Here is a 23,821-nt window from a genome sequence, read left to right on the forward strand (position 1 = left end):
GCTTATCCCTACTAGTATGCCCCGATGCGAATTCTTTTTACCAAAACCTACAATCTGCGCGAGCAAGAGATCAAGTTTGTTCGCGGCGTTGCGGGCCTCTATTTCATCTATCTATTGGATATGGAAATTCCTTATCCGTTTCAGGCGTCTAGGCTAATCTATATCGGAATGAGTGAGTCAAAGCAGAACAGCCTGTCAATGAGGCTGAGAGGACACCTTACAGGGCAATCTGGAAATCTCGGAATCAGCAACTACGCCAAGAACTACAAAGCCAAATTCACCTATTACTCCGCTGACGTGCTAAAGACTTACGGTAATGATAATGTCTATGATCTTGAAAGCTTCTTTCTGACAGATTTTCTGGAACAGCACGGCTCGTACCCCATCTGCAATGGGCAAGCTGGCCATCAGTTATCCGACGACTCGAAGGCGTTATCCGCTTCAATCGATTGGACATTCTTTGAACTCCCGTGACTGCAATACTGATCCCGTTTCGGCGGTCTCGGCTTTCGTATAGCCTTTCACCTTAACCATGTCCGCTTTGGCGCGGCATGGCGCCACGAACAGTTTTGGCAGCCAAGGGCAGCAATGGCCGTACGCCACCTTGAATTGTGAAAGGGCAGAGTCCGGACAAATGGCGCTACCGAAAGGTGCATGCAGCATCCCGCGAAGCAGACTTTCAGCCCTACAAGGCGCGCCCGGTCGGATGGAAGTGAACAACGGCTACATAAAAAGATACGTCACCTATCACTTTCGACTTGCGGCGGCCATTGAGCCAGATAGAAACTTGATAACCTCCTGATCTAACTGCGTCCCGATCATCCGGATCCGACTATTGAGTAAGAATGATTACGCCTCCGAAGATGCCCGAGAAATGGCAAAAATTTTGCGCACTGCAAAGTGTATCCGTAGATACGACAAGATTTCACATGACCTTCTTGGAGAAATACTTGTAGCTGCGGCGTTGGAAGGTGTTGTCGAGGGCGGGAACCGGCGTGGCTCTGACATTCATGCGCCGGCATTTGGTCGAGTAGAAGTGAAGTCCCGTATTCTCGGAACTGACGGCCCTTTTCCGAGAGTTTCGTTGCGGCCGAGCAATATCGAAAAAGCAGACTACTTTGTTGCAATCCGGTGGAATCGAGATTTCTCGTTCTATGATGCAGTCATGAATTCAAAGGAAGCTGTTTTGCCTCTTTATTCGGTAAAAATGCAAGGCACTGGGGTAGCTCATATCAGCTGGAAAGATTGGTGCTCGACCTCTGGCGCCGTTAGCCTAAAGGAAAGAATGATCCAGATTTTGCATGGCAATGAAGAGGTAAGGTGAACCGGATTTCCGTTCTCAGTGCTAGTTATCATGAAGGAAACTAAAAGACAGGTTCGCATAAAAGAAGTAGCCGAGGCACACGGTGTTCGCCGAGTTCTGCACTTCACAGCAATTGAAAACATCCCGTCAATCGTCCAGCATGGTTTGCTATCCGTTCAAGAGTGCCGACGGCGTGGCCTTGAAGTTGTAACCACAGATTGTTTTCGTATTGACAACCGGACTGATACCATTTGCACGACGATCACTAACGTCAATTGCGAAATGCTGAATCGTAAAATCGTAGACTTTCCAAACCGGCGCTGGGTAATCCTCCATCTCTCGCCTGAGATTCTTTGGGAATGCCGATGCCGCTTCTTGCATACCAATGCCTCCCGGCGTGAAATATTGCCTTACGACCATTTCTATGAATCCGCTGAAGCGTTTGAAGCAATGTTTCGCCGCAACCGTGCTGGTATCACAATTGTCGGTAGTCAAGCGATTCCTGCTAATGTTCCACTCGATCCGCAGGCCGAAGTCCAGGTCTCAGACCATATACCGGCTCGGTTTATTCTCGGCGCCGAAGTACGCGGCCGCGAGGACGCTATTCGAGTTGATACCGCTTTTCGCGATTTGCCTGAATGGGAGCGCGAAGTAAGCGACGATTCACACCTTCTCTGGGGGCGCTGAGAGAGTTTGTAACCGCAGCAATGCGGCTTCCAGAATGAAACTGCGCAACTCCCGAGAACAAGAAGTCTAAGCGGCCTTCAATCTATGCGAGAACACTCGCGATACTAGCTGAATGGCAGATAGCACACATTTTTTGAATGCGCAGCGGTTGGCAAGCCTGGTGATGCTGCGGCCAACTTCGAAAATCCCCTTTTGGGAGCGCAGCAACGCAGCATAGTTTGCCAGTCGAGCTGCATAGTTTGCCAGTCGAGCTGCGGTTTTGGGGGCAGGTTATGAAGCCATCTAATGCTCGCCTGCACCATCCGAAAAGAACACCACTGAAATACGCTGTCCAATTGCGGGTTCGTGGTCGCGCGAAACCTGCTCAGCTTCTTCGATGACCCGGACCATCTTCTCATGGACCTCTGCGGACGCCTGATGATCGCTTTCGAGCTTTTCCAGGATAACCTGAAGCGCGATGTACCCCTTGGGAAGACCCTCATAGGCGAAGCTGTCACGCACTTCGTGTTTCGCTTTTTCCCAGAAGGGATCAAGCTCACGGCTCCACGCCTCGCACACCATTTCCACGGCAGGCAGTGACATATGGCCAAACAGTTCTTGATCACTGAGTTCGACACCACCTTTGCGTCCCATGAACTCGGCGCAAGCTTTCATGAGGCTCTCAACGCGAGCGGGGCGTAAGTCCCACTCGGTCAGCTTGCCAATCTGCTCTGAAATCGTCTCTAGCGCTTCGGAGAGATCTTCCAGTGACATGTGGGCGTGTTCCATGCCCAGGCTTCTGGTCCGTTCGTACGCGGTCTCCAGAGATTGGACGCAGGCCAGCTGGTCGCGTTCCAATATCAGGCCTGACCCAGAATCCTTGAGAAGCAGCAGGCGAGGTGGGAAGAAACTGTTGCTCTTGTTTAGCCCCTTGAGGTGCAGAGCGGTGAACTTCTCACGAGCGGATAAGAGCGCCAACTCGGCGCCCCAGGTGCCCTTGATCTTGGCCTTGTCGATGAGTTTGTAGCGGTCTTCGGGGATTGTTTGCTTGGTGCGTTCCAGCACGTCGTGAAAGTTATTGTCGCGAAGCCGCCGTGGGGATCGCAGATATTCAACAACACTATCGAGGATCAGTTCTGCGTCTTCGGTGCTTTCTTCTAAGACGGCGTCGATCAGCTCTTCCCCAGCCAAAGTTCTATAGTTCTCTATGCGCTGGGCGATTTTTTCGTCAGATGCAAACTGACCTACTGGCACATCAATAAGGTGATAATTGACGACCCCGAACTCACTATCGATCCTGTCGATCCTACCCAGACCTTGGATGAGCTCTTTCAGGTTCGAGGTCAGACCAAGCAACACCAGCGTGTCTGACGACTGAAGGTTGATACCTTCAGCCATCTTGTAAGTCAGAAAAACCGAGGCAGATCCTTTCGGTTCGTTCTTTCCTCCAGGTCGGAAGTAAGACTCCACGAACTTGCCCTGTTTGATACGCTTGAAACTGTCTGGGCCATCTCCAAAGATTGCCTTCACGGCGCGATCTTCACCCTTGGTTTGGTTTCCCACGACATAGTTGGTGTGGTGGCCTTTGCGCGACAGTGCTTCTGCAAAAATCTCTAGTGTGTCCGTCCGTTCTGCGAGAAAGACGACTCTGTCTTTTTCATTTTGTATTCTCAGGCATGCCTCATACCGCTTCTCATCAAGCTCCTTGAGAACACTGAGACCCAGTTTTTGGTTTAGCGCGTCGCATTTCTTTGTGGGTTCAGGCGCTTCTATTCCCAATGCTTCGAACATGTCGGACTGGTCGCGGTGGGGCACCTTTTTCTTCGATTTTCCGCCACGCTCGAAGTCGCGAAGCGATTTGCCAATAGCTCCATGAGACATCTCCCAATGGGCCTGGGCGGCGCTCACGCGCAGAATGTTCAAAAGGTTGCGGATGTAGAGTTGGTCCTGGGTGCTTTGTTGCGTGCTGACGTGTCCGAAGCGGCTTTTCTCGACTGCGGTCACCCTACCGCCAGGCGCAAGTTCTTTGCAGAGAGCCACAATCTCGTCCAGGCGCGTTTGCTGAGGCTTTGTCACCTTAAGTTTCTTCGGGCGCCCGTGGTTTTCTAGTCTTGGGTAACTGTGCTTGGTCGGATCTTCGTCCTCGCCAATGCATCGCCTTTGTCTGCGTGTCAAAAACGGCGAAACAAGTTGAGCGAGTTCGGTGCGAGCCTCTCGCGTAAGCGTCGTGTCAGGTTCTGACAAAACGGCCAGTTGTGCATCCTGGTTGAAGATATCCTTGTGAACGTGGGTTTCGCGCTCGAACAACTCACCCATGGCTTGAATGAAGGTTGGGGTCATGAAAATGGACGCCCGCTTCTCCTGCATATGGGTCAACCAGTCGACATCCCGGTTCCCGAGCAGCGTTGCCGACAGACAGACATTCCAGCTTGGCGGGGCAAGTTCGATGGCTGAGGCCATTTGAGATGCTTGTTCAAAGCCCGGAGTAACTGTGTGGCTTTCATCGATTATCAGAATGCCAAACTGATCGAGCCTGAGCCCAGATTTTTCTTCATCGCCAGCGCCGCGGAGGTGTTGTTTGGCAAGTTTGCTATTTGCGACAGGTTGGAGCGAGTTCGTCGAGTACTTGCGCCAACTGGGAATAACTTTGGGCGGGGCAATTACAGCTGCATTTTTTCGCGCAACGCCATGGACCGGGGAGCGGGGCACGACTTCTGAGAATGTTTCTGACAATGCTTCAGCCAGGTGACAGCCGATCTCTGTCTTTCCCGAACCGGTTGGCGCTTCTACGAAGGCGATCCCATGGTCATAGACGATGGAACACGCCTCATAAGTCAGCTCCTGTTGATACCCAAACAACGTATGGCTCGTGATCTCTTTTCGACCGCCTGTGAGCCAGGGTTCGAACCCCTTTTGTTCAGAAATCGTTCGCGCCATCGCGTCTTCAGCGGTTACCGGTTTGATAAGCTTTTCGAGAATTTCCAGCGCCTCGGCATTCCAATCGACAGATACGTCCCAGGCCTGCTCAGCGGCTTCTGTCCGTTCGACCTGAAGCTCATGAGTGCCCGCATCCAGGTCATCGGCGTACTCAATATTTCTGTAGAGCCCCGAATAGGAAAAGTTTGCGGACCCGGCGACGGCACCTTTTGGTGAGCAGACGATTTTTGAGTGTAGCCGCCGATCCCCAGATATCCCCAACTTTTGTTTTGCTAGCTCCGGATCGAAAACACGCAAATCTATTTTCCTGGATTGAATGGCATGCTTTGCCAGCACCGCGAGAAGATCATGATCCTCTTCCACCTGAAGCCCGGAACGCTCCAGCCAGTAGAGCTTCATTTCTTCGGTGACTGGTTTGGGGTTGGTCAGCCTTTTGGTATTCGCTGTGTCGATCCCGAACGATATCCGGATCCGGATATCGCTGTCGTTTTCGGGATCCCTCAGTTCTGGCAATTCCTTCATCAAAATCGACAGCGAAGACAAGAAGTCCTGATACCCGGTGACAATCAGGCAATCGCCAGAGGTGATATGGGGTCGATAAAGATTAATGACCGGCCGGTCGATATTGGTGCCGACCTTCGCAACCGGTTCGGCATCAAGCTCGCTTGCGGGCTTTTGATTTGCTTCGTTGAGCTGCTTTGGCTTGGAACGCAGCCAATCAGGGAGTGAAAACAATGAGCAAGACTTGGTTTTAGGACGCTTAGTCTAATAGTGATACTGCGGGCACCGTCCTTCAAGACATCACCGGAAGAAACATTCGTTTTCCTGAAACTGTCGGAAATTCGCACCGGTTTTACGTGGGCGATGACCAGGTTCTCAAACACAACATGAGCTATCAGCCTGCCAGGTAACCTTACCGGTGACTGAGAGTATTTTGAGTTAGGGGCCTGGCGGCATACCAGGCCCTAACTAATCAAGTCCGGGCGCTAGAGATCTCGAAGTGGGTTTTCACCACACGCAACAAGTGCTCATAGTCTCCCTGCACGGCGTCCTCCAGAAAGGCCTGAATTCTGGCTTGCTCTGCTCCGGCTTTTTGGGCTGCGGTCTGGCAGCGTGCCAGCACTTCTAACGCGTTGCCGCTTGTCCTGGGCAGGTCGATGGTTGCAAGTTTTTTCATGTCAAATCCTCTTGTAGAATACCGGGCCATCATTGCAGGTCGAAATTAATCTCAGGTATAAGAATTGCGGATTTTGCCCCTGATCCAGAGACTGATTGGGATTTAACATAAGTCGCCACTATCCAGCGTTTGCGCTCTCGGCAGCCAACCACCCGTAAGTCCGAAAATCGGACATTCGTGAACATTCCTTTAGCTGAAATCGTGAACACAAAGTTCAAAATGCTTCTTCGAATTCAAAGGTCAGCGATGCGCAGAAAGCAGACTTTGCAAAGTACAGCGTGTGGCCACTGCCGGCGTTACCAGCGAGAAGACACGGTGGCACCGGAACGGGTATTTGATTTGTCCTGCAACTGAGCCAGAAGGCGTCCTCACGCTTTCGAGACTTTCGAGCCATTGGAGCTGGTTGCCAACGTGTTCCGTGGGAATCGAAATTGATCAAGACCAGCTTTGTCGCAATACTAGTTTTACTATTCGGCGCTGAACCAAATCGGCGATGTGTAAGCACGGTCTTGTACTTCTGCGGGAACCGCCTCGGGCAGCGGTATATCGTAGAAAGCTGCGTCTATGGTCGTCCATCGCGGCTTTGGAATTTCGATCACTCTCACATAGTAAAAAGCGTTGTTGTTCGGGTCAAAATCTGGGTCTTGCCAATAACCGGCGAGCTCCACGGAACCGATTGAGTTGCTGTATGTCGCGCTTTCAATGTCTACCGTCGAGCCTACTGGTTCGCGTGCGCGGCCATCCTCTCCAATCTCTCGGCCATCGGAGACTGCCACGTCGAAGATCCGCTCATGGGTTTCGCCACTCTCGTCGATCCAGCCTTTGATAATTTGGACTCGGTCGAGGTTCGCGCCATCTGGGTCGCGCAGCGCCCGGATCAGGAAGCTGGGAGAAACCCCATTAGGCGCGTTCCTAAGGTCTCCGCCCATCGGCACACCGTTCTTATACCCGTTGGAAACAAAATCCGAGGCGTACAGATCATCGGCATCAAAATCCCAGCCGCCAAAGACCCGGACTCGCATTCGCGGCCCGGTCGTAGCGTAGGCCTCTTTACGCTTGATTGCTCCGTGGACTTCCTCGCGGGTGTTTTCGCGCGCCCAAACGGAGGACGAACCGATTTCTCTTTTTCTGAAATAGAACCCAGACTCCTGAAAGGTCTACGCGGTCACCACGTTTTGTATCGGCTGGATTGGCAAGATTAAGTCTTGGGGGCGCCGTAACTCCGGCAAATCGCCTAGTCTCGTGGGGGAGCAGCACCGCCAGTTGTTTTGAGGTTCGTGGCACACCTCACATCGCCAGCAATTCCCGATGAATTGCGACCATCGCCCAGGTGTCGCGCGTGCAATACGCCACAAGATCAGAATAGACCTTCTCGCGCGCTGAATCATCCGGTTCGGTCAGTGTTACGTCCTTCCAAAGGCGAGACGCGCTCGCCCCCTCTCTAATGTCCAGATCATCGTATGAAAGTTCTGGCAAAAGCGCTGGAAGAACGGCCTTGATGGAGGCGCTTCCCTTGAACGCGGGATCGTTGATCACTTCATCCGCAAACGGCTTCATCAGATCAACTACGCGGGCATTTAAGTCTTCCAGAAACCCAGCGTGCTCTGGATAGGTTTCCGCCATTTCCGTATTGCGCGATTTCTCGAACGGCGCATACCAAACCACAACGGAGCCAACGTCACCCATGTCCTCACGAAGCCTTTTCAGCAAGGCTGGCACTGGGTTACTGGCGTCTCGGTGGAGATACTCCCTGTGCTCAATTTCTCCGCCAGGCTCATGCTGTATATGCAAGGAATACTGGAAAGCCACTTGCTGATAGGGACGCGTTCCGTCCCAGGGTGGCAGCAAACTCTGAGATGTCTCGTAGTCAAAATAGTGAACCGGATAGACAATCTCGCTCAGAAACCTGCTTAACTCCTGATGATCGATTGTGCGTTCACCGTTCGCCACTGCTCTCAAGTAGCGCTGCGTCGACTTGCCCAACACAGATGGATTGCTGATCTCGTCAATCTTTGTGATCCCATTTGCGATGAGTTCCGAGGCTTTTTCCGCATTCATGAACGGAAGGCGGTGGATACTGTCCTGCGCGAGAGGTGGATCAAGTTTTTCGCGGATCTCCAGCCATTCACCATAGGATTTAAGGCGCGCACGTTCGGGGGAAGGATCAGGCATCGTGCCGCTGGCAACGACGCTCAATGCCTGATCGATACGCGTGCGTGTTTTTTCGAGCTGCTCAGTCACCGCATCCGTGATGTCAGTGATGCTGACAAGCTCTTGCGGATTGATTTCGCCGTTTCTGACGTAATCACGGTTCACATGTGCGACTTCGCATCGCGCAATGGGGAACCCGGCTGCCTCAAGCACGACACGCTGGAAAGCGAGATCAAAAGTGTGTTCGGGCTTTGCAGAAGTCCCGCTCTTGATCTCTGTCAGAACGTACCCATCGCCGCTGCGGCTCACGATGTCGGAGATGCAAGTTATGGTTCCATCTTCATAGCGTCCCTGCGCCACGGCGTCTGCACCGTTCCTCCAAGCTTCTAACGTGCGTGCGGGCAGTGTCTGGTATTCTGCAAAATCTGAAAAATCGAGGCGAACGAGATCACCAAATAGCGCCTCCGCGTAGGGCTCAAACGCGTGCCCCTCGTTAAAACGCGCTTGCAATGAAGGGTCAATCGGCGGCAACAGATGCCTGGCGTGTTTCTTGATCCATAGCCAGGCGGGGTGCCTGAGAAACAACATGTAATCAGATTTGGATAGCATCGTGTAATTTGCTTCCCAGAATTGATGAAACCAGTGGAAGACCATCATGGTCAGCTATTGAGAGTAACTTTTTTGGTGCAGTCGGCGTCACCACTCTACCAAAGCCTCATGTAAATCGTACTGATAGCTCGGTTTCCATCACGCCACCAAAAGCAGCTGACCATTCTTCACCCGGAGACACTGGCCATGCGTCTGTCAAAGTACCGGTTGTAACCAGCTCGCCTCCTTGAAGCTGGTCGGCTGCGGAGAGCAGAGACACAAGATGAGCCAGGACTTCAATTGGGCCTCCAAGCGCGTTTTCACCCTTGCCGGACTCGATAGCCTCGGTGCCCTTGAACAATGCTAGTGGCACTTCGGCCAAGCCGATCAAAACATCATGCGTCGCCGCGATTTTGTCGCCAATAACAAGGCAGCCGTGCAGTCCTTGTGCTGCGATTGAGTCTTCGACCGAGAATTTCCAGTTGGGATAAATCGATTGAACAATTTCAAATCCCGGGGCAACCCAATCCACGCAACCTGCCAACTGCTCATTGTTCATTTCAGCCGTCGGGGCATAGCCAAGGCCTAGTACGATTTCTGGTTCGATTCTCGGTTCTGAATAACTTGCCAAGTTTACCGGCTGATCAGTCGAAAACAGCCCATCTGCGTGGACCTCTCCCCAAATGGGTTGATCCACACCGTAAACAGGCCAAATCGTGCGGTTCGTGAAGCCGACTTTTCGGCCGACTCTCTTTTTGCCCAAAATCTCGCGGACACGACTAGCAATCGAATATGCGTCATCCAGCGATAGCTGTCCTGCCTCTGAAGACAGTTTAGGTATCTGCTGGGCAGAGGTCAGGGCATCAGCGATTGTCTTAGCGTTAGCTTCAATATCTCTTGTCATATTCGCATTATACGCGCCTACGGCTGGATTGCGATGCAATCAAGGTATTGAAGAACTAGGCTCCTCAATTCACAGGTATGAAAAACGATGCTAACTATTGGCCCATTCCCTTGGAGACCTGACATGACCAAACTTCGCCTTTTTGGTATCGTCATCCTTTTCCTTGCAGCACTAAGTGGGCTTTCAGAGCACCTGTTTTATGGCGGTGTCGACCCAAACGGCGTTCTGCAAGAAAGCTTCTTTTTGCCGCTGACTTTCATTCTCGTAGCAATTGGCGTCGTTGTGCTCGTAGTTTCGTTGTTCCAATCACCGCGTGACTGAGACGCGTCCGTCAGTTAGAACGCTGTTCCAAAACGCAAATCGGGTAATCTCCAGGATGGCGACCTCCGCCCAAGTCTAGGCAGGCCTCCTCATATTGGTAACGTTCGACCGCACGTCCCGCTAGGAACATGCATAACCCGACCGTCAATACGGTGAGCGCCAACAGTATCTTCGTACTCCGTGTCATTGCTCAGTTTATTGTTTCATTCTCTTGGTTTCAATCAACCAGCTTTCAGATCTTGTCGAAAATTGGCAAACTCTGAAACTCAAAATTCAAATTGGTTTCGTCGAGTTTCTGAATAAGGGACGCGCCCTCGATAAGATCAATCTCAGTCCAGAAGTTTTGGCCTACTAGCTTGAAAAGGTGCGTATCGGCGGAGCGGTGAGCATCTGCATTGATCTTAGCTATCGACTCCGAAATCCAATGATCCATGCCTATACTCAATGGCGCTGTTCAGCGCCCGTCAAGCTCGGGAAAATCGTTTCAAGGCTTGACCTTTTGCGACGGCTTCTACGCAAAGGTGCGTATGGTCGGAATGCAAAACCCGGCTTGTCTTGCCTCGCAGTAATTGCACGAGCAGGTCTGCATTGGGCAGACCTTCCCGTGTTGTGAGTTTGCTCATATGCCACAACAAAAAATCCAAAAAGATAAACTTTGTTTTTCAAGTCCTAAGTTAAGGTAGCTTCGCTTGTACTGCGAGAGGAGAAAGTTGGTGACAAACAATAGGCCGTTCCCACTAAGTCGAATTGCTCAGCTCATCACTCTGGCGAATATCGCATTCGTAATTTTGGCTTATTTGATGTCGCCAACCAAAGTACAAGCCCAAAGCTCACAGGCCTGCGTAGAATTGGGCTCTCCTCGGATAGAATATTCATCCGGATCTGAAAGCACTCGCGTTAATCAAACAATTTCAACGACGGAACGCACGTGTCTCCCGATCCCAAACGGACCCATAACAGGACTTACAATTGGTAACTCCTCTATCACGTCCTCAGGTGAAATTGAGTTGTATGTTCCGGGCCAAAATACCGTTCCAAGCAATGCTTCAGTTTTAACTCTTCTGAATGTTGATGTCGCCGCAGGCAGCGGAGACTTTGTATCCCGGGAAGCGTTGGCAACAAACATCAACGGGAAGCTCAGAGTGAACCTCATTGGAACTTCGATTGGTTCCGGCAGATCAATGACGTTCGTTCCGTTCAACGGCGCGAATATCGACCCCACTGAAGTTTACTTCCAGTCAGACCGACCGTTAACCTACGACAACCTTACCGTTATGGGGGCTACCGAAGTGGTTTTCGGGGCGTACTATATCCAAACCCGGGTTGCCGAGGCTTCTGATTTCACACTGACGAATAGTTCGATTTCTTCAACCAGTGACATGGCGATAGCGGCGGGCACGACCGTTCGGCTCGATGCAGCAAGCAATTTGAACACCGTAAACTTTGAGAATTTTGGCACGCTGGCCGGAACGGGAACCGTGAACGCATTCAACTTCACAGTTAAGAACGGAGGGGTGCTTTCGCCGGGCTTTTCAATTGGTACGCTTAACAATAGTGGCGGTATTGCATTTGAAACTGGGTCAAGGATCTTAAGTGAAGTCGATCCGACGGCCGGTCAGAAAGCCGATTTGGTGTCATCCAGCGGGCCCGTTACAGGGATTAACCGCGCCACTATACAAGTCGAAGCCGCTCGTCCCGGCCTGACTGCGCAGGACTATGCTGCTGGCAACGACTACACGGTTTTTCAAGCCTCGCGTTTCGATGGAAACTCCCCAACTCTTGTTGCCGGAGGATCTCTGCCCGCCCTATCCAGTCTGAGTATCTCAAACACGCCAACCGCGGACGGTAGAATCGACATAGCGTTTTCGACCCTCCCCGTCTCGAGTTTACCACAACACCCATCAGTTGTTGGATCTCCCAATGCAAGCAACCTTGCTGGTGCGGTGGCTAACACCACAAACACGTCACCTGGAACTAATCTGACCAATGGCTCGACCTTGGGTAACACCGTTAACACGCTTACCAATTCAGGTTTGGCTGGGTTTAATCGTGTGCACGCAGAACCCTATTCCTCCAATTTGACCGTTGGGCTTGAGCAACTTGACCTGATAACCAACACTGTGCTGAGCCATGCTGACTGCCGCAAGTATCAAGCGGTTGGCTTCAGCAATGCGGATCAACCCGTTGCAGAAGGCGAAATCGACTCGGCCCAGAGCCCGAGTGGCGCAATTGACTGCTCTGATCGGCGCTGGTGGATCGACACGGCCTATGTGAGCGGGGACGTTGATGGAAGCAATGGCCTTGGGACATTCGACTATTCGCTTGGCACGATTTTGGTCGGAGCGGATGTCGCAAGCACCGATAGAGGTGTGGTCGGCGTATACGCAGGTTTTGGGACATCCTCCATGGATGAACACGATCAAGTCGATCAGGACTTTTCGACCGACAGCTATCATGTGGGCGTGTATGGGCGTACAACAACAGGAACTTGGGAGTTCTCCGGACTGATCGGTTACATGTTCGGTGAAACTGATGCCAAGCGGAACAACCCTTCTGTTGATGGCTTTACGGGGGGCGAGGCTAAATCGGATTTGGACCAAGAGGGAATCCACGCCGGTATCCAGGCACGGAAGTTGTTTAACCTGGAGAGCGGTGCAAGGGTTTCTACGGTTTTCGGATTGAACTACGGGCGTATCCAACAAGGTTCAGGCACAGAGACTGGCGGTGGTGATTTCAATTACTCGATTGAAAAAGCGAACGCAGAATCGCTGGTCGCTTCTATTGGAATTGACTACCAGCGGGATTTCTTGACAGAGAATGGTGTGCTAACCCCAATCGCCTTTGCTCGTTACGAGTATGATTTTTTTGCCAACAAGGACAGTGAACACGAAATCACTGTCACGAGCCCGATATTTGGGACATTCACGCAAGTCGGACAAAACCGAGGCGCCAATGGTTTCGTTCTTGGGCTTGGACTGGGCTATCAGATTTCTGATCTGGCAAGACTAACGGCAGGGTATGGTTACTCAGTTCGTTCCAACGGCCAAGAGCATGGCCTCGGTGCAAACTTAAGTGTTCGGTTCTGATTAGGGTGGAGCAACGAAGAGGAGTGGTAAGTTAGCTGCAACAACTTGCGGAAGCTATCGTGGCAATGTGAGCGTCATTCTCTAGCGATCAAAATTTGGGGATATTAAAAACATAAAGCCGCGATTTCTTGGCGTCGTCTGTCAGGATATAGAGAAGCCCTCTGGTCTCATCGAGAGCGATCCCTTCGGGATGTTTAACTTCCTTTTGTTTGCCATCTTCTGTGAACGTCAAACTGATAGACTTTATGGACTTGGACTCTGGATCGTAGACGAAGATTTGACGGCCTTTGTCACTCACAATCCAAAGAGAACGTGAGGACGGGGACCATGCTAGGCCGCTCAAATCCAGTTCATCATCATCTACACGCTCGGAGATAAAACCTGCATCGCGGGCTAAAGGAATGATCTCAATAATTTCGTCTAGCTCTGGCGATAACACCATTAACAACCTTGGTTGTCCCTCAATCCCAACGAAGACCCGCCCGGATTCCGGGTCGACGGCGATGCCCTCAGGTCCCTTGTTCAAAGGGTTGCCGACGAGTAATGCAGCGGCGGCCGAGTAACCTTTAAGAGATGTGAGAGGGATTGTAGTTAGTTGAATGGGGTCAGTCGGGTGAACGACTAGAATTGATCGATCAGTTTCCTGAAGTACTAAAACAGACCCATCTTTTCGTGATGCGACGCCCTCCAGATCTGATCCCGCCAATGAAGGCAGCTTGAATGAGTTTCCTAATGCTCCGTCGATTCCAAGTAGGTGCAGTTTAGGTTCAGAGTCGCTTACTGACCATAAGAAGCCTTCCGCGTTGGACAGAGACAATCCGGAAGGCTCCGAGAAGCCTTCCGATTTATCCGCCACCTTGAAGGAGTCGATGAGAATCAAACCGGGACTCTCGGCGTGGGCGAGCTCGATCCATGCCAGAAATGAAACAGTCGCGCTTGCAAAAGAAGCTAGTGTTCCAAGCTTGGGGAAGCACCGTGAAAACCCAAGTTTCGACCGAAGTGGCTTGTATTCTGTCATTGGATCTTCTCGCGCTTGGACCACATCTCCGTATCAGCGTTCGTATCACAGTCTGGATGCGATGTCCGAAGAGTGCATTGTAATCTCTTTACCTGATCCCGACTGTTGCGATTGAATTGGACAAGAATTGTCTTTGGCGGAACGTAATCTGCTAGAGTAAGCAGGAAGGAAGTTAAGTTGAACAAGACGTTCCCACTTATGGCCGTGCTATTGATGGTGCTGTTGCCAGGCGCTGCGGTGTCACAAGTCGACCCCGCGACCTTGTTGGCCGGTACTTCGGAGTCGGAAATACTTATCGAACGACGTTGGATACAGTTTCGGGGCAAACAGGAACTGTATTTCTTTACTCTCGACGTCATCGTAACAGTCATATTGACTGGACTGATCGTTTATCACCCTGTGAGGCGGAGAGCCCGCAGAAGTGTCAGCGATATCGTCATGCCGCGACTGTTCTTCCTATACGCGCTTGTTGGCATGGCGGTTGGGTTTTTGGTCGTACAGCACGGATCAATGATCGGGTTTGTGATCTTTGGAATAGGAGCCCTGTTGAGGTTCCGATCAAATATGGATGACCCGGTCGACACGGTGGAAATGATCATAGTCACCGTGCTTGGGCTCGCGGTAGGGCTGGGCTTGCCCTTAATGGCCACACTGGTGGCGGTTGTATGTTGGTGTTTCATTTGGCTCGGTGGACGAAACAAGGGCGTGGAGATTTCGCTCAAGGCTTCAGACGAAGAGCATTCATTGAAAGTCAGCGGAGACATTGAAGCTATGGCTGCAGACGCTGGCTGGAAGCTGGTCAGAAGACACCACGTTCCTGGCAAATCTCGCGTTTCTTTACTTTTCATTACCTCGGGCGGACTTTCAGAAGCCCGGATCGAAGAGATGGTAAACGATCTGGTCCCTGAAAAAGTTGAGCTGAAACTCAACCTCTAATCATTTCACAAGGTCTAAGCGCTTTAATACCGCATTCGGGGATCTGATCTCTTTCGGTAGCGACTTGAAGTTTACCGACCTTTCGAAATCGGGTCCACGATATACTGCTATCCCAAATTCTCCGTTTGGCTGGAACGTAACATGAGTGAAGCTGTGAGGTGATCTGGCTTTTGAGCCGATAAGCCGTCGCGGGCCACCTCCCAAACAAGCTTGAGAGACGTAAGCCACGCCGTCTTTCCAACCTGGATAGAAGGCATGATGGTGCCCTGACAAATGCAGTACGACACCGCTTTCCAGGTAGATTTTTTCAAGTGTTGGGTCACCGATGATTTCGCGTTCGCGCTGAATCGCGAAGGGCCAGAGTGGGAGGTGACTGAAAGTGACAATCGGGTCTCCATTTGCCCCCAGTTCCTCAAGTCTGTCCTGCTGGTCGCCGGATAGAGGTCCCAAGGTCGTAGCGTCCAAAGACGCAAACGTTACGCCCTGCATCTCAAAAGCGTAGAAGAACGGGTAGTCATCCGAAACCAGAAAATCGACGTCTGGTTTTCGTGGTATCCATTCCTCTGCGTATATTTTTCTTTCACGCTCGAACCCACGGTACGCAGAGGCATCATGGTTTCCTGGCGTGACCGCAAATGGAATGCCGGCAGCCTCTAAAGGATCTGATACGGCCTCGTGAAACGCCTTCCACATATCCCTGACCTGTTTGTCGGACAAGTTGGGAATGCGCTGTCCCGCAACCATATCTCCGGTCGAAATAACCAGATCTGGATCAATCTCGACTATCCGCTTAATCGCTTTGTCGACGCGGGCATCGTATCTTACCGAACCATAGCTTCCGTTCAGATCCGATATGACGATAACATCCAATGCCGCCGCTTTGCAGGCGAGCAGAGCGGTCCAAATGAACACCGCAATAAGAGCAGAACACCTACGGGTCATTACAGTCCAAGGCCCCTACCTCGGTGTCGTTTCTCAAAAAGAATGCGACAGGATCCAAGTCGAACATCAAATCGCCATTTGAACAATTGCTCTGGAGGATGGACGTTGCCAGCGCAGTATTTTTGACAACTTGTGCAATCTGACTGTCTGACAAACCAAAGCTTTGCGATAGCCAGTCATGGATCGGGCCTTGGGTTTGAAGGTCACTATTCAATGCAACCAGGCGTCGATATGTGCTTGGAGAGAAGTGGCGAATTTTCTCCAGCATTTGAGTAGATTTCGCGAAGTTGGCATACTCGACACGCCCACCAGCATCGTTGTCGTTTAGATTGCTGCGACGGATCAATAACGCGTCGGCGGGAACGTCTCCATCGTTTGGTTCATGGTGCTTGGCTTTCTTATGCTTCAGTTTTCCGTCTTCGACCCAATACCAATAGGGTGTGAAGTCTATGTTTCCCACGCGGTCCTGCTGGCTAAAGATAAAATCAAGGAGAACAATCTCGGTAAGCTCTTGCATCCAAAAGGTCATCTGTTGGTCACTGACATCGGGACCGAGATCCTTGTTGATCATCCGGTCTTTACGGCCTTCTTTAACGCCCTCTGCAATGGCCTCTGGCATGGGTTTCGAAGAACGCAAAGCTAAGAAAGCGGGGGTTTCCTGAAAATCGCGGTTCTGACCTTTCCCCCATCCAGATTTGCGTGTGCCGTTGATTTCCGAGCCGTATCTATGCCCAGGACTATCGAGCAGTACACCGTATATTTGCGTTCGATCCGAAGTGAATAAATCGTCGGTTGGCTGGTATGAGGCTGGGTCAGCATCCGCAGCTGCGAAGACCCGCCAGCCTTCATGGTTCATGCGTCCGCCATGAGAGCCACCAGAAATCGCAAGGCCAGGCTCGGCGACCTCGGAAAAATGCGCCTGGGTGTCCATGCTACGCCAAACGGCGACTGGAATTTTTACAGTCGTGTCGAAATATCTGGAGAAATGATAGTAAAGCAGCGACGAGGTGGAAAAGGTTCCACTGGTGCCCTTTTGGTTCATGGTGGATTTGAATTTGGCCACCCTGTCCTTGGCCAGATCTTTCGCCGCCTTCCCCTCTTTGCAAGCGTTTCTCTCGAACTCAGAACGGTTCCCCGTGTAGGGTCCTTCCGAAATATCGTAGACGGCCATTCCTGGGCTGGTGCTCCAGGTTTTCGGGCAAATAGCAATTTCGGAGGCATAGAAATCGATCTCGCAATAGGCTGTCTCTTCCTCAAGATCGCTTTTTTGATACGCGCCCGTTGGAACTTTTTCGATCCGAATGCAGCGTTCCGTAACGCCGTTGGGACTCTCAAATGTCGTGGCTTCACCGAGGACATCGTCGCTCGCCCACAAGGCAGTGGGTGCAATGAAAGCCAGTGACCCCAGAAGATTGAACCTCATTTGGATACTCCTCCCGATATCATTTGGGGCAAATCGCTGCCTGTTGTTCGGTAGAGATCGTCAAATTGGGGTCGACACTGAATTTGGAGAACTTTGAGTCAATCCACTGGTCACACCCGCCTGAACATGGGGCACCGTTACGGGCCTCATTCCAATAATCCTTGGCCCTTTCTTCCGTCCAACCGCAAAACTGAACGAGCGCCATTGCCGACAATGCTCCCGAGGAATGAACGCCCCACATGCAGTGCACCAGAACAGGACCCTTTCCAGGGTTTTCAATCACCTCATGTATGGACGCCATGACGGCACTGGGACGGGAGGATCTGGCGCTCTGATAGTCAAAGGATCCGTTTCCACAACTGGTGCGACCGTATTCAGTGTTTTTGCCAAAGTCGGCATAAAACCCGGTTGAAAACCCTTCACCGCACAGAGTTTCGCGTTGACCTTCACTCAGGCCCGTTCGATCCTTATCGCCACCTTTGAAACCAGAGCGATACAATACTCCGCTTAAGACTGGGCGAAAGAAAGCAACGCCGTCAACGCCTCCGTCGCTACCTTTTGAGAGCATTTGACTGTTGCTTGGACCGCCATTTCGACTGGTTACGTCAGAATTCGCAGCGGTTGCGAGAACACCAATGAATATGAGGGACGTCAAAAACCGCATGCCAGCTCCTTTCTATTTTTCAGCCTGTTATGCTCACACTCTTCCCACTTGGAAATCTATTGGAGCGGCTCAATCTCAGCAGCCTTATCAAGTGCGCGATAGACTTTCCGATGTGAAGCTTTAAATCGGCCACACCAGATTGATGATAAAGACGACCACGAAGTAGGCCAGAAAAACTTTCCAGTTCAATTGGTGTTTGTTTTCTTCGTTTATCACGCCGGCCGATTTCAATGCCAGGTTTGTTACAATTAGAGCGACGATGGTAACCGCCGCATGTGCCAAGTCGAAATGCAAACTAAAGCTCCCTATTGCAGATATTTGATTGATGAAAAATGTGTCAGCAGTCACCTGATGGCAGCATAGTTACATCTGAGTACCTTCCCTCAGACGTCGTGATCCGAGCACAAGCAACAGTATCCTTGTTAAACCAGTACGAGGTCAGCCCTTCGCTGCGGACGAGTTCAAATCCGAGACTCTGGATGCCCATTTCAGCTTGGCCCGCTTTTGCCCCTTCAAATGACGAAAGATCGCTAGAGCTGCCCACAGTTGGTGCACTTGCATCCACTGATCCACCACTGTCGTCGCATGCTGCAAGCGCAGTAATACACGCTGTGCCGATCACCAATAGGACCTTGGGTTTCATCTGTTTTTCCTTCGCTTTTTGGACTTGCGTTCCAGGGTCTCTGATTGATCACCTATTCAATTCCGAAAATTACGTTGTAGCCGACGGAAGAGTTGCTGCGATTGATGACCTCCACAACATGATCACCAGATTGCCAAAGCTGTCCTCGATACTCCTTGTCCGTCGACATCAATCCCAACAGTTCAGAACCATCGGGGTTGCGAATAACGTAGTCCAAGGAGCCATTTCGCGGAGCAACGCGAACGTAGAGGAACTGTTCGTTTTTGGCACCCAGAACGTATTGCTGCGACGCTCCGGGCGCGAGTTCACCAACAAGTTCTGCGCCAGTGGAACCAGAATCAAATTTGACACGTTGGCTACCAGTAGACCCGGCGGCGCCTGCCATGGCTCCACCGCCATCATCCATCGCTTCGACAACCGACATCTCGCCGATGCTTCCATCCTTGTACGCGATGCAGCGCCAAAGTGTTCCACCTGCATCTCGCAGCATGACGAGCGTGCCCGCTTCTGAGAACTCTGAGCTTTCAATCGTACCGGACTGACCGTCTGGTCCACCAACCTGCCGCAAATGGTCGATACACGCGTCGTCGGCTTCTGACATTGCAAAGGCAGCTGCGCCCGCGATTGCGAACATGGGTGTGAGGAGTTTGAATAAAACGAGTTTCATCAGATGGTTCCCTGTTGGCTTGTCCTTAGAGATTTGTTCCTTACAAAGCGGAACCTCACTTCGCTTCTCGTAACTTTGACAGAAATTCATCGCATGCCTGTGCGCTGCCGACGATCTCGCCCGTCGTTTCAATTCCTTGCAGTGACGCCATTTCGGAATTTACGCGGTTGAGGATCTGATCCGCTTGCTCGGCGGTGATAAGGTTCTCAGCTTGTGCTCCTTTCAATGTGGTGCAGACACCGGCGGACAAGCCTGTCGCAACGCCGACACCCACCGCGGCCCCGCCACCCAAGGTCATCGCCCCAACCACGCCGAGGACGAGCCCGATCACAATTCCCAAGATTACTTTTCCCATGTTTTCCTCCCATTCGGTGAGAAAGAGTTCAGCCACCACTACTGGCGCAATCTGCGTGCCCATCTGCAAATCAGAACCAGCGCTAACAGGTTGAGCGCCGGTGCAATCGCCGCGAACCACGGCTTGGCGGGCTCCGAAACTAAGTCCGCAACAAATATCCAAGGTAGTCCCAACGGCAGTAGGAACACTCCGGACAAAGGGTCTCGTTCCTGTCCAAACCAGCCAAATGTACCCGTCAAAAACGCAACCAACGCCAACAGGTACAGGACCGCGAATACGATGGTGGTTATTCTACAAACCAAGTAGAGCCTCAGCAGATCAAGCCAGTGCTGCGCAGCCGTTATCGGCTACGCAGCAGACTGCTCACAATGCGCCTTCGTCCCCGAGAAACTCGATACCAGCTGTCGCGCCATCACTGTAAGCAATGCAATTCCAAGGAGCACGATCCTCGCCAACGCCTACAGTGACCTGTGTTCCCGCCTCGCTAAACGCGGATGAGAGCACCACGACTTGCGAATTGTTTGTCGTATTGGCTACATCTCGCAAACACGCCTGCTGAGCCGGCGTGAGCTCGGCGGACGCGCTTGATGTACTCGTATCGTCGCAGGCCGCAAGCAGTGCGAAACATGTCGTGCCTGCAATCATCACCATCTTGTTAGACATTTTCTTCTCCCTCTGGTTTCCTTGAAATTAGTGAAATTGGATGGGCTTGTTTGAGTTTCTCGCGTCAGAGCAGGCTATGGAACATACTTCGACCCTGTGATTTCCCTTTCCAACAACTTGTCGCGGGGGGCTTGGCGTGCAGAGCGATTTTACGTTTACTGCTAAGACCTCCAACAACGTGAGATTTCCGAATGAAGTCACTGGCAAAGGCTAGAACAAACTCTGGAAAGAGGGCGAATACGTTAAATCTAAGCATCGCACCCTCCCAACGACTGATCCGTGTAAAGTGCCTTCCGACTGCCAGCACTCACTCCAGCGGCCGGAAGGGCTCGGCGAAGCGAGCAGCAACGACAACAACGGAGGTAAAATGAAAGTTGCGTCGAATTCGCATGTTTGAATCTAATTTTTAATTAATCAACATTTTTTCCGCGCGCAAACTTCGCTACCTTTTCATAGAATAGTTTTTTGGCGTTCAAACACAAAAGGAAGGTGGGAAAACCCAGAAGGGCAAGTCTGTTCTATTAGCTAGCGAGGCGTTCTGAGGCCGCACAGAAACTTAGAAAGGGTTGAAAATGGGGTTTGTGGAAGCAGTTAAAACGTGTTTCTCGAAATACTTCCAGTTCTCCGGTCGGGCCATACGCTCAGAATACTGGTGGTTCTTCTTGTTTGTGGTTCTCATGAGTGCTGCTTTAGCTGTGCTGGATACGATCATATTCGGGACGGACCCCGAAACAGGGCAGGGATCTCGGGTTCTGTCCTCTGTTTTCCAACTGGCTGTTCTCATACCCATGCTGGCCGCCGGTTGGCGGAGGCTGCATGATACAGGACGACCTGGCTGGTATTTGCTGCTGCCGATGGCGCTCAGCATTACAACGCTCTTTGTTATGCTGGGTGGGGTGGCGTTCTTCTCGGTTTTGGAGCAAGGGACCGAGAACCCTGACGCATTACGAGGACCCGCGGCAGTCCTGGGCGTGACCGGTATTGTTGTTGTCTCAATTCTTCAATTGGTTCTGTCCGTCCTGATGATCTGGTGGCTGACACGACCTTCTCAAGAAGGCGCAAACGAATACGGCGAACCTGTTTACTGACCTGGCTGTCCGGGCAATTGGCTGGAATCTCTGCCGAATGACAGTGCGAACCGTAACTCAATGGAGAGAAAAAATGAGCTTAAAAACCATTTCCATTGGAATGCTACTGATGGCAGGAGCGACCACAGCATCAGCGGAGTGGTCGTTCAACTCCGGGCCTAATCCCAATGCATTTATTCAGACAGGAAACATGACGCTGGAACTTCAGTGTGACCGTATCCGCTTTGCACCGGCTGGATACGAGGACAGCCAGGACATTGTGGAGAAGCAAGGGCTTTCCATTCGTTTTTTGAAGAACGGCACCACCGAAGTTGGGGCATTTCAGGTTGGCGCAGAAAACGCTGCCGTGCAGATCGTCGATAATTATCCTGTAGAGGTTAGTTTCAATAGCCAGCAGGACTATGGTTTTGTACTAGACCAGCTTGCGGCCAATGCATCGGTTAATCTGTCGATGATTGATCAAGATGTCAGCTACGGAATCTTTGACTTGAAGGGTTCCAGCGCGGCAATTCGGTCCCTTCGTTCCGCCTGCGATTCAGGTGCTAGCCAAGGGGCCTCCTACGAAGCACCCGAAGGCATTGTCTATTGTGGTGGCGGAGCGATAAAACGCCAAATCGAATATGTAATTCTTGACAATCCAGAGGGGGAGTGGGACGCGCGAGTAACAGTCAACGGCGAGCCGATCAGAGCCATGACCGCCTACAGCTACTTCGGAAACTCTGAGCCGCCGACCGGATTTTTCGTCGCACTGCTTGGGGAAGACAGGTCCGAGTTTCTGATTTTTAGCGACGGCTCGGAAAACTGGCTGGAATATGGGGACTACAGGTATGATCAGTGCAATTGATACCTCCTGCCTACCAGCGTTCCAAATAGCGCGTCAGATGAAATGTTTGGTCGCCGGGATTGTGCTCGCTTCGGGCCTTGTTTGGACCTCACCAGCTGTCGCGGCTGATGTATCGCAACTTCCGCCCGGTTTGCGGGCAAAGGTTGATCTGGCGGAACAGGCCTGCGGGGAGTTCAACGACGGTCAGTTTGACATAGCCTGGGGTGCGGTTGAAAGGGTCGATCTCGACGGAGATCTTCAACACGACTGGGTTCTGAATGAGTCTGGATTCGCGTGTTCAAGCGCCGCATCTCTTTATTGCGGAACTGGCGGATGCATGTCGCACTTCTTGATTGAAGAGGAGGTTCAATCCTTGCTCAACCAGGGCTGGACGGTTGTTGATTTTGGGCGTCAACGCGTTGTTGTTGCGGATATTCATGGATCCAATTGCGACGGAATAAACCCAACGTCTTGCGTCACCGCCAGTGTTTGGGATGCGGACGCTAAGACGTGGCGCTCGTCTGCTGGCGATTGGGAATAAGTTGCATTTGAGAATTGCAGATAAGCCATAGGAGCTGGTTTGTTCGATGGGTTCTCTGTGGCACGCAAACTTATGGGCAAATCGTGCAAAGTTAGTCTAATAGTGATACTGCGTACATCGTCCTTCAAGACTTCACCGGCAGAAACATTCGTTTTCCGGAAACTGTCGAAAACGCGCACCGGTTTTACGAGCTTGGTCCCCAATCATTTGCAAGCTGCAATTCTGAGCAACGTGTATGAGATAAGACTTGGGTGAATTGAAGCTATGGGCTGGTCAAGACCAGCCCGTCGCATCACGCCCTCGCGTTTGAGGCGTTAAGATGGCTTTTTACATTGTGGAAGAGGTGCTCAAAGTCATCTGCGATGGCATCCTCCAAGAAGGTATGAGCGCGGGTTTGTTCGACTCTCGCACTCTCGGCCGCAGTTCGGCCAGCCGGCAGCGCTGTGAATTCGTTTTCTTTGTCAAAAAAATGGTCGATGTTTATGGGTCTCGTCATGGCAAATCCTAATGTAGAATACCGGGCAACCATCGCAGGCCGAACTTAATCTTACGTATAAGAATTGCGGATTTTGTCCCCGATCCAGAGGCTGATTGGGATTTAACATAAGTCGCGATTATAGAGCGTTTGGGCTCTCGCCGGCCAACCACCCGCTGCACCCGAGCAACGGTCAGTCGTGAAACTTCGATAGGTGACAGCTTTGAGCCCAACGTTCAAAGTGCTTCTTCGAACTCAAAGGTCTGCGATGCACGGAAAGCTGACTTTGTAGACTTACGAGAAAGGCTCAATTGAAACTGCCTTTGGCCAAACAAAGATCACGTTGGGGTGTTGTTGGGCAAACTTTTCTTCGGCTGTATTCCAACAGAAGCTCTGTGCGGATCCCAGAATTGCTTTAAGGTTGCGTATGCACCGTTAGGGTCCTCACTT

Annotated in this window: 23 protein-coding genes; 10 read left to right on the forward strand and 13 right to left on the reverse strand. The window is 51.6% G+C overall.

The window, feature by feature from the left end:
• Nucleotides 1-24: 24 nt before the first annotated feature.
• The 3 genes from RUE5091_RS12260 (at nucleotide 25) to RUE5091_RS12270 (ending at nucleotide 1,990) form a co-directional block, all read left to right on the forward strand.
• Nucleotides 25-474: a hypothetical protein gene (locus tag RUE5091_RS12260; RefSeq protein ID WP_058282207.1), complete on the forward strand. Its 450-nt coding sequence runs from the start codon at nucleotides 25-27 to the stop codon at nucleotides 472-474.
• A gap of 361 nt (nucleotides 475-835) precedes the next feature.
• On the forward strand, nucleotides 836-1,324 hold the full coding sequence (locus RUE5091_RS12265) for a hypothetical protein (protein ID WP_131726306.1): 489 nt from the start codon (nucleotides 836-838) through the stop codon (nucleotides 1,322-1,324).
• Nucleotides 1,325-1,354: 30 nt separating this feature from the next.
• Nucleotides 1,355-1,990 (forward strand): DarT ssDNA thymidine ADP-ribosyltransferase family protein, encoded by a 636-nt coding sequence (locus RUE5091_RS12270; RefSeq protein WP_058282209.1) that lies wholly within the window; start codon nucleotides 1,355-1,357, stop codon nucleotides 1,988-1,990.
• A gap of 282 nt (nucleotides 1,991-2,272) precedes the next feature.
• Here the strand turns inward: RUE5091_RS12270 and RUE5091_RS12275 are convergent, their stop codons facing one another.
• The 5 genes from RUE5091_RS12275 to RUE5091_RS12295 all read right to left on the reverse strand — a co-directional run bounded on the left by RUE5091_RS12275 (nucleotide 2,273) and on the right by RUE5091_RS12295 (nucleotide 9,726).
• Nucleotides 2,273-5,641 (reverse strand): DEAD/DEAH box helicase family protein, encoded by a 3,369-nt coding sequence (locus RUE5091_RS12275; protein ID WP_058282210.1) that lies wholly within the window; start codon nucleotides 5,639-5,641, stop codon nucleotides 2,273-2,275.
• 238 nt (nucleotides 5,642-5,879) lie between these two features.
• Nucleotides 5,880-6,083 (reverse strand): hypothetical protein, encoded by a 204-nt coding sequence (locus RUE5091_RS12280; protein WP_131726307.1) that lies wholly within the window; start codon nucleotides 6,081-6,083, stop codon nucleotides 5,880-5,882.
• Between the two features lie 467 nt (nucleotides 6,084-6,550).
• On the reverse strand, nucleotides 6,551-7,201 hold the full coding sequence (locus tag RUE5091_RS12285; RefSeq protein WP_082643642.1) for a DUF3604 domain-containing protein: 651 nt from the start codon (nucleotides 7,199-7,201) through the stop codon (nucleotides 6,551-6,553).
• A 169-nt stretch (nucleotides 7,202-7,370) separates the two neighbouring features.
• On the reverse strand, nucleotides 7,371-8,891 hold the full coding sequence (locus RUE5091_RS12290; protein ID WP_058282213.1) for a DUF2779 domain-containing protein: 1,521 nt from the start codon (nucleotides 8,889-8,891) through the stop codon (nucleotides 7,371-7,373).
• 58 nt (nucleotides 8,892-8,949) lie between these two features.
• The gene (locus tag RUE5091_RS12295; protein WP_058282214.1) at nucleotides 8,950-9,726 is read right to left on the reverse strand and encodes a 2-keto-4-pentenoate hydratase; all 777 of its coding nucleotides are present in this window, start codon (nucleotides 9,724-9,726) and stop codon (nucleotides 8,950-8,952) included.
• Nucleotides 9,727-9,849: 123 nt separating this feature from the next.
• Between RUE5091_RS12295 and RUE5091_RS12300 the strand changes: the two genes are divergently transcribed.
• Complete coding sequence (locus tag RUE5091_RS12300; protein WP_058282215.1) at nucleotides 9,850-10,047, forward strand: DUF3955 domain-containing protein; 198 nt, start codon at nucleotides 9,850-9,852, stop codon at nucleotides 10,045-10,047.
• 713 nt (nucleotides 10,048-10,760) lie between these two features.
• A complete protein-coding gene (locus tag RUE5091_RS12310) occupies nucleotides 10,761-13,133 on the forward strand; it encodes an autotransporter family protein (protein ID WP_243470772.1) in 2,373 nt (790 codons plus the stop codon).
• 88 nt (nucleotides 13,134-13,221) lie between these two features.
• On the opposite strand, the gene RUE5091_RS12315 is transcribed toward RUE5091_RS12310, so the two are convergent.
• Nucleotides 13,222-14,151, reverse strand: a complete 930-nt coding sequence (locus RUE5091_RS12315; protein ID WP_058282218.1) for an SdiA-regulated domain-containing protein — start codon at nucleotides 14,149-14,151, stop codon at nucleotides 13,222-13,224.
• A 177-nt stretch (nucleotides 14,152-14,328) separates the two neighbouring features.
• On the opposite strand from RUE5091_RS12315, the gene RUE5091_RS12320 reads away from it, so the two are divergent.
• On the forward strand, nucleotides 14,329-15,087 hold the full coding sequence (locus RUE5091_RS12320; RefSeq protein WP_131726308.1) for a hypothetical protein: 759 nt from the start codon (nucleotides 14,329-14,331) through the stop codon (nucleotides 15,085-15,087).
• On the opposite strand, the gene RUE5091_RS12325 is transcribed toward RUE5091_RS12320, so the two are convergent.
• The 7 genes from RUE5091_RS12325 to RUE5091_RS12350 form a co-directional block, all read right to left on the reverse strand.
• Nucleotides 15,088-15,957, reverse strand: coding sequence for a metallophosphoesterase family protein (locus RUE5091_RS12325; protein ID WP_165590774.1), 870 nt, complete (start codon nucleotides 15,955-15,957; stop codon nucleotides 15,088-15,090).
• 61 nt (nucleotides 15,958-16,018) lie between these two features.
• Nucleotides 16,019-17,452, reverse strand: coding sequence for a hypothetical protein (locus RUE5091_RS12330; protein WP_058282221.1), 1,434 nt, complete (start codon nucleotides 17,450-17,452; stop codon nucleotides 16,019-16,021).
• A gap of 784 nt (nucleotides 17,453-18,236) precedes the next feature.
• Complete coding sequence (locus tag RUE5091_RS23280; protein ID WP_165590775.1) at nucleotides 18,237-18,410, reverse strand: hypothetical protein; 174 nt, start codon at nucleotides 18,408-18,410, stop codon at nucleotides 18,237-18,239.
• A 43-nt stretch (nucleotides 18,411-18,453) separates the two neighbouring features.
• Nucleotides 18,454-18,759, reverse strand: coding sequence for a hypothetical protein (locus RUE5091_RS22645; protein WP_082643644.1), 306 nt, complete (start codon nucleotides 18,757-18,759; stop codon nucleotides 18,454-18,456).
• A gap of 52 nt (nucleotides 18,760-18,811) precedes the next feature.
• On the reverse strand, nucleotides 18,812-19,426 hold the full coding sequence (locus tag RUE5091_RS12340; protein ID WP_131726309.1) for a hypothetical protein: 615 nt from the start codon (nucleotides 19,424-19,426) through the stop codon (nucleotides 18,812-18,814).
• 55 nt (nucleotides 19,427-19,481) lie between these two features.
• Complete coding sequence (locus RUE5091_RS12345; protein ID WP_058282224.1) at nucleotides 19,482-19,844, reverse strand: hypothetical protein; 363 nt, start codon at nucleotides 19,842-19,844, stop codon at nucleotides 19,482-19,484.
• Nucleotides 19,845-20,144: 300 nt separating this feature from the next.
• A complete protein-coding gene (locus RUE5091_RS12350; RefSeq protein WP_058282225.1) occupies nucleotides 20,145-20,444 on the reverse strand; it encodes a hypothetical protein in 300 nt (99 codons plus the stop codon).
• Between the two features lie 572 nt (nucleotides 20,445-21,016).
• Here RUE5091_RS12350 and RUE5091_RS12355 point away from each other — a divergent pair.
• The 4 genes from RUE5091_RS12355 to RUE5091_RS12370 all read left to right on the forward strand — a co-directional run bounded on the left by RUE5091_RS12355 (nucleotide 21,017) and on the right by RUE5091_RS12370 (nucleotide 23,404).
• Complete coding sequence (locus tag RUE5091_RS12355; protein ID WP_058282226.1) at nucleotides 21,017-21,532, forward strand: DUF805 domain-containing protein; 516 nt, start codon at nucleotides 21,017-21,019, stop codon at nucleotides 21,530-21,532.
• Between the two features lie 73 nt (nucleotides 21,533-21,605).
• The gene (locus tag RUE5091_RS12360; RefSeq protein WP_082643645.1) at nucleotides 21,606-22,376 is read left to right on the forward strand and encodes a hypothetical protein; all 771 of its coding nucleotides are present in this window, start codon (nucleotides 21,606-21,608) and stop codon (nucleotides 22,374-22,376) included.
• On the forward strand, nucleotides 22,360-22,896 hold the full coding sequence (locus tag RUE5091_RS12365; RefSeq protein WP_058282228.1) for a hypothetical protein: 537 nt from the start codon (nucleotides 22,360-22,362) through the stop codon (nucleotides 22,894-22,896). Before RUE5091_RS12360 ends, RUE5091_RS12365 begins: the two co-directional genes overlap by 17 nt.
• Before the next feature lie 319 nt (nucleotides 22,897-23,215).
• On the forward strand, nucleotides 23,216-23,404 hold the full coding sequence (locus tag RUE5091_RS12370; protein ID WP_058282229.1) for a hypothetical protein: 189 nt from the start codon (nucleotides 23,216-23,218) through the stop codon (nucleotides 23,402-23,404).
• Nucleotides 23,405-23,821: the final 417 nt, after the last annotated feature.

It is taken from the genome of Ruegeria denitrificans, assembly GCF_001458295.1.
Classification (GTDB): domain Bacteria; phylum Pseudomonadota; class Alphaproteobacteria; order Rhodobacterales; family Rhodobacteraceae; genus Ruegeria; species Ruegeria denitrificans.

Coding starts and splice junctions, on each gene's coding strand:
- RUE5091_RS12260 (WP_058282207.1), top strand. CDS start 25: ATGCGAATTCTTTTTACCAAAACCTACAATCTGCGCGAGCAAGAGATC.
- RUE5091_RS12270 (WP_058282209.1), top strand. CDS start 1,355: ATGAAGGAAACTAAAAGACAGGTTCGCATAAAAGAAGTAGCCGAGGCA.
- RUE5091_RS12280 (WP_131726307.1), bottom strand. CDS start 6,083: ATGAAAAAACTTGCAACCATCGACCTGCCCAGGACAAGCGGCAACGCG.
- RUE5091_RS12290 (WP_058282213.1), bottom strand. CDS start 8,891: ATGATGGTCTTCCACTGGTTTCATCAATTCTGGGAAGCAAATTACACG.
- RUE5091_RS12295 (WP_058282214.1), bottom strand. CDS start 9,726: ATGACAAGAGATATTGAAGCTAACGCTAAGACAATCGCTGATGCCCTG.
- RUE5091_RS12300 (WP_058282215.1), top strand. CDS start 9,850: ATGACCAAACTTCGCCTTTTTGGTATCGTCATCCTTTTCCTTGCAGCA.
- RUE5091_RS12315 (WP_058282218.1), bottom strand. CDS start 14,151: ATGACAGAATACAAGCCACTTCGGTCGAAACTTGGGTTTTCACGGTGC.
- RUE5091_RS12330 (WP_058282221.1), bottom strand. CDS start 17,452: ATGAGGTTCAATCTTCTGGGGTCACTGGCTTTCATTGCACCCACTGCC.
- RUE5091_RS22645 (WP_082643644.1), bottom strand. CDS start 18,759: ATGAAACCCAAGGTCCTATTGGTGATCGGCACAGCGTGTATTACTGCG.
- RUE5091_RS12340 (WP_131726309.1), bottom strand. CDS start 19,426: ATGAAACTCGTTTTATTCAAACTCCTCACACCCATGTTCGCAATCGCG.
- RUE5091_RS12345 (WP_058282224.1), bottom strand. CDS start 19,844: ATGGGCACGCAGATTGCGCCAGTAGTGGTGGCTGAACTCTTTCTCACC.
- RUE5091_RS12350 (WP_058282225.1), bottom strand. CDS start 20,444: ATGTCTAACAAGATGGTGATGATTGCAGGCACGACATGTTTCGCACTG.
- RUE5091_RS12355 (WP_058282226.1), top strand. CDS start 21,017: ATGGGGTTTGTGGAAGCAGTTAAAACGTGTTTCTCGAAATACTTCCAG.
- RUE5091_RS12360 (WP_082643645.1), top strand. CDS start 21,606: ATGAGCTTAAAAACCATTTCCATTGGAATGCTACTGATGGCAGGAGCG.
- RUE5091_RS12365 (WP_058282228.1), top strand. CDS start 22,360: ATGATCAGTGCAATTGATACCTCCTGCCTACCAGCGTTCCAAATAGCG.
- RUE5091_RS12370 (WP_058282229.1), top strand. CDS start 23,216: ATGGCTTTTTACATTGTGGAAGAGGTGCTCAAAGTCATCTGCGATGGC.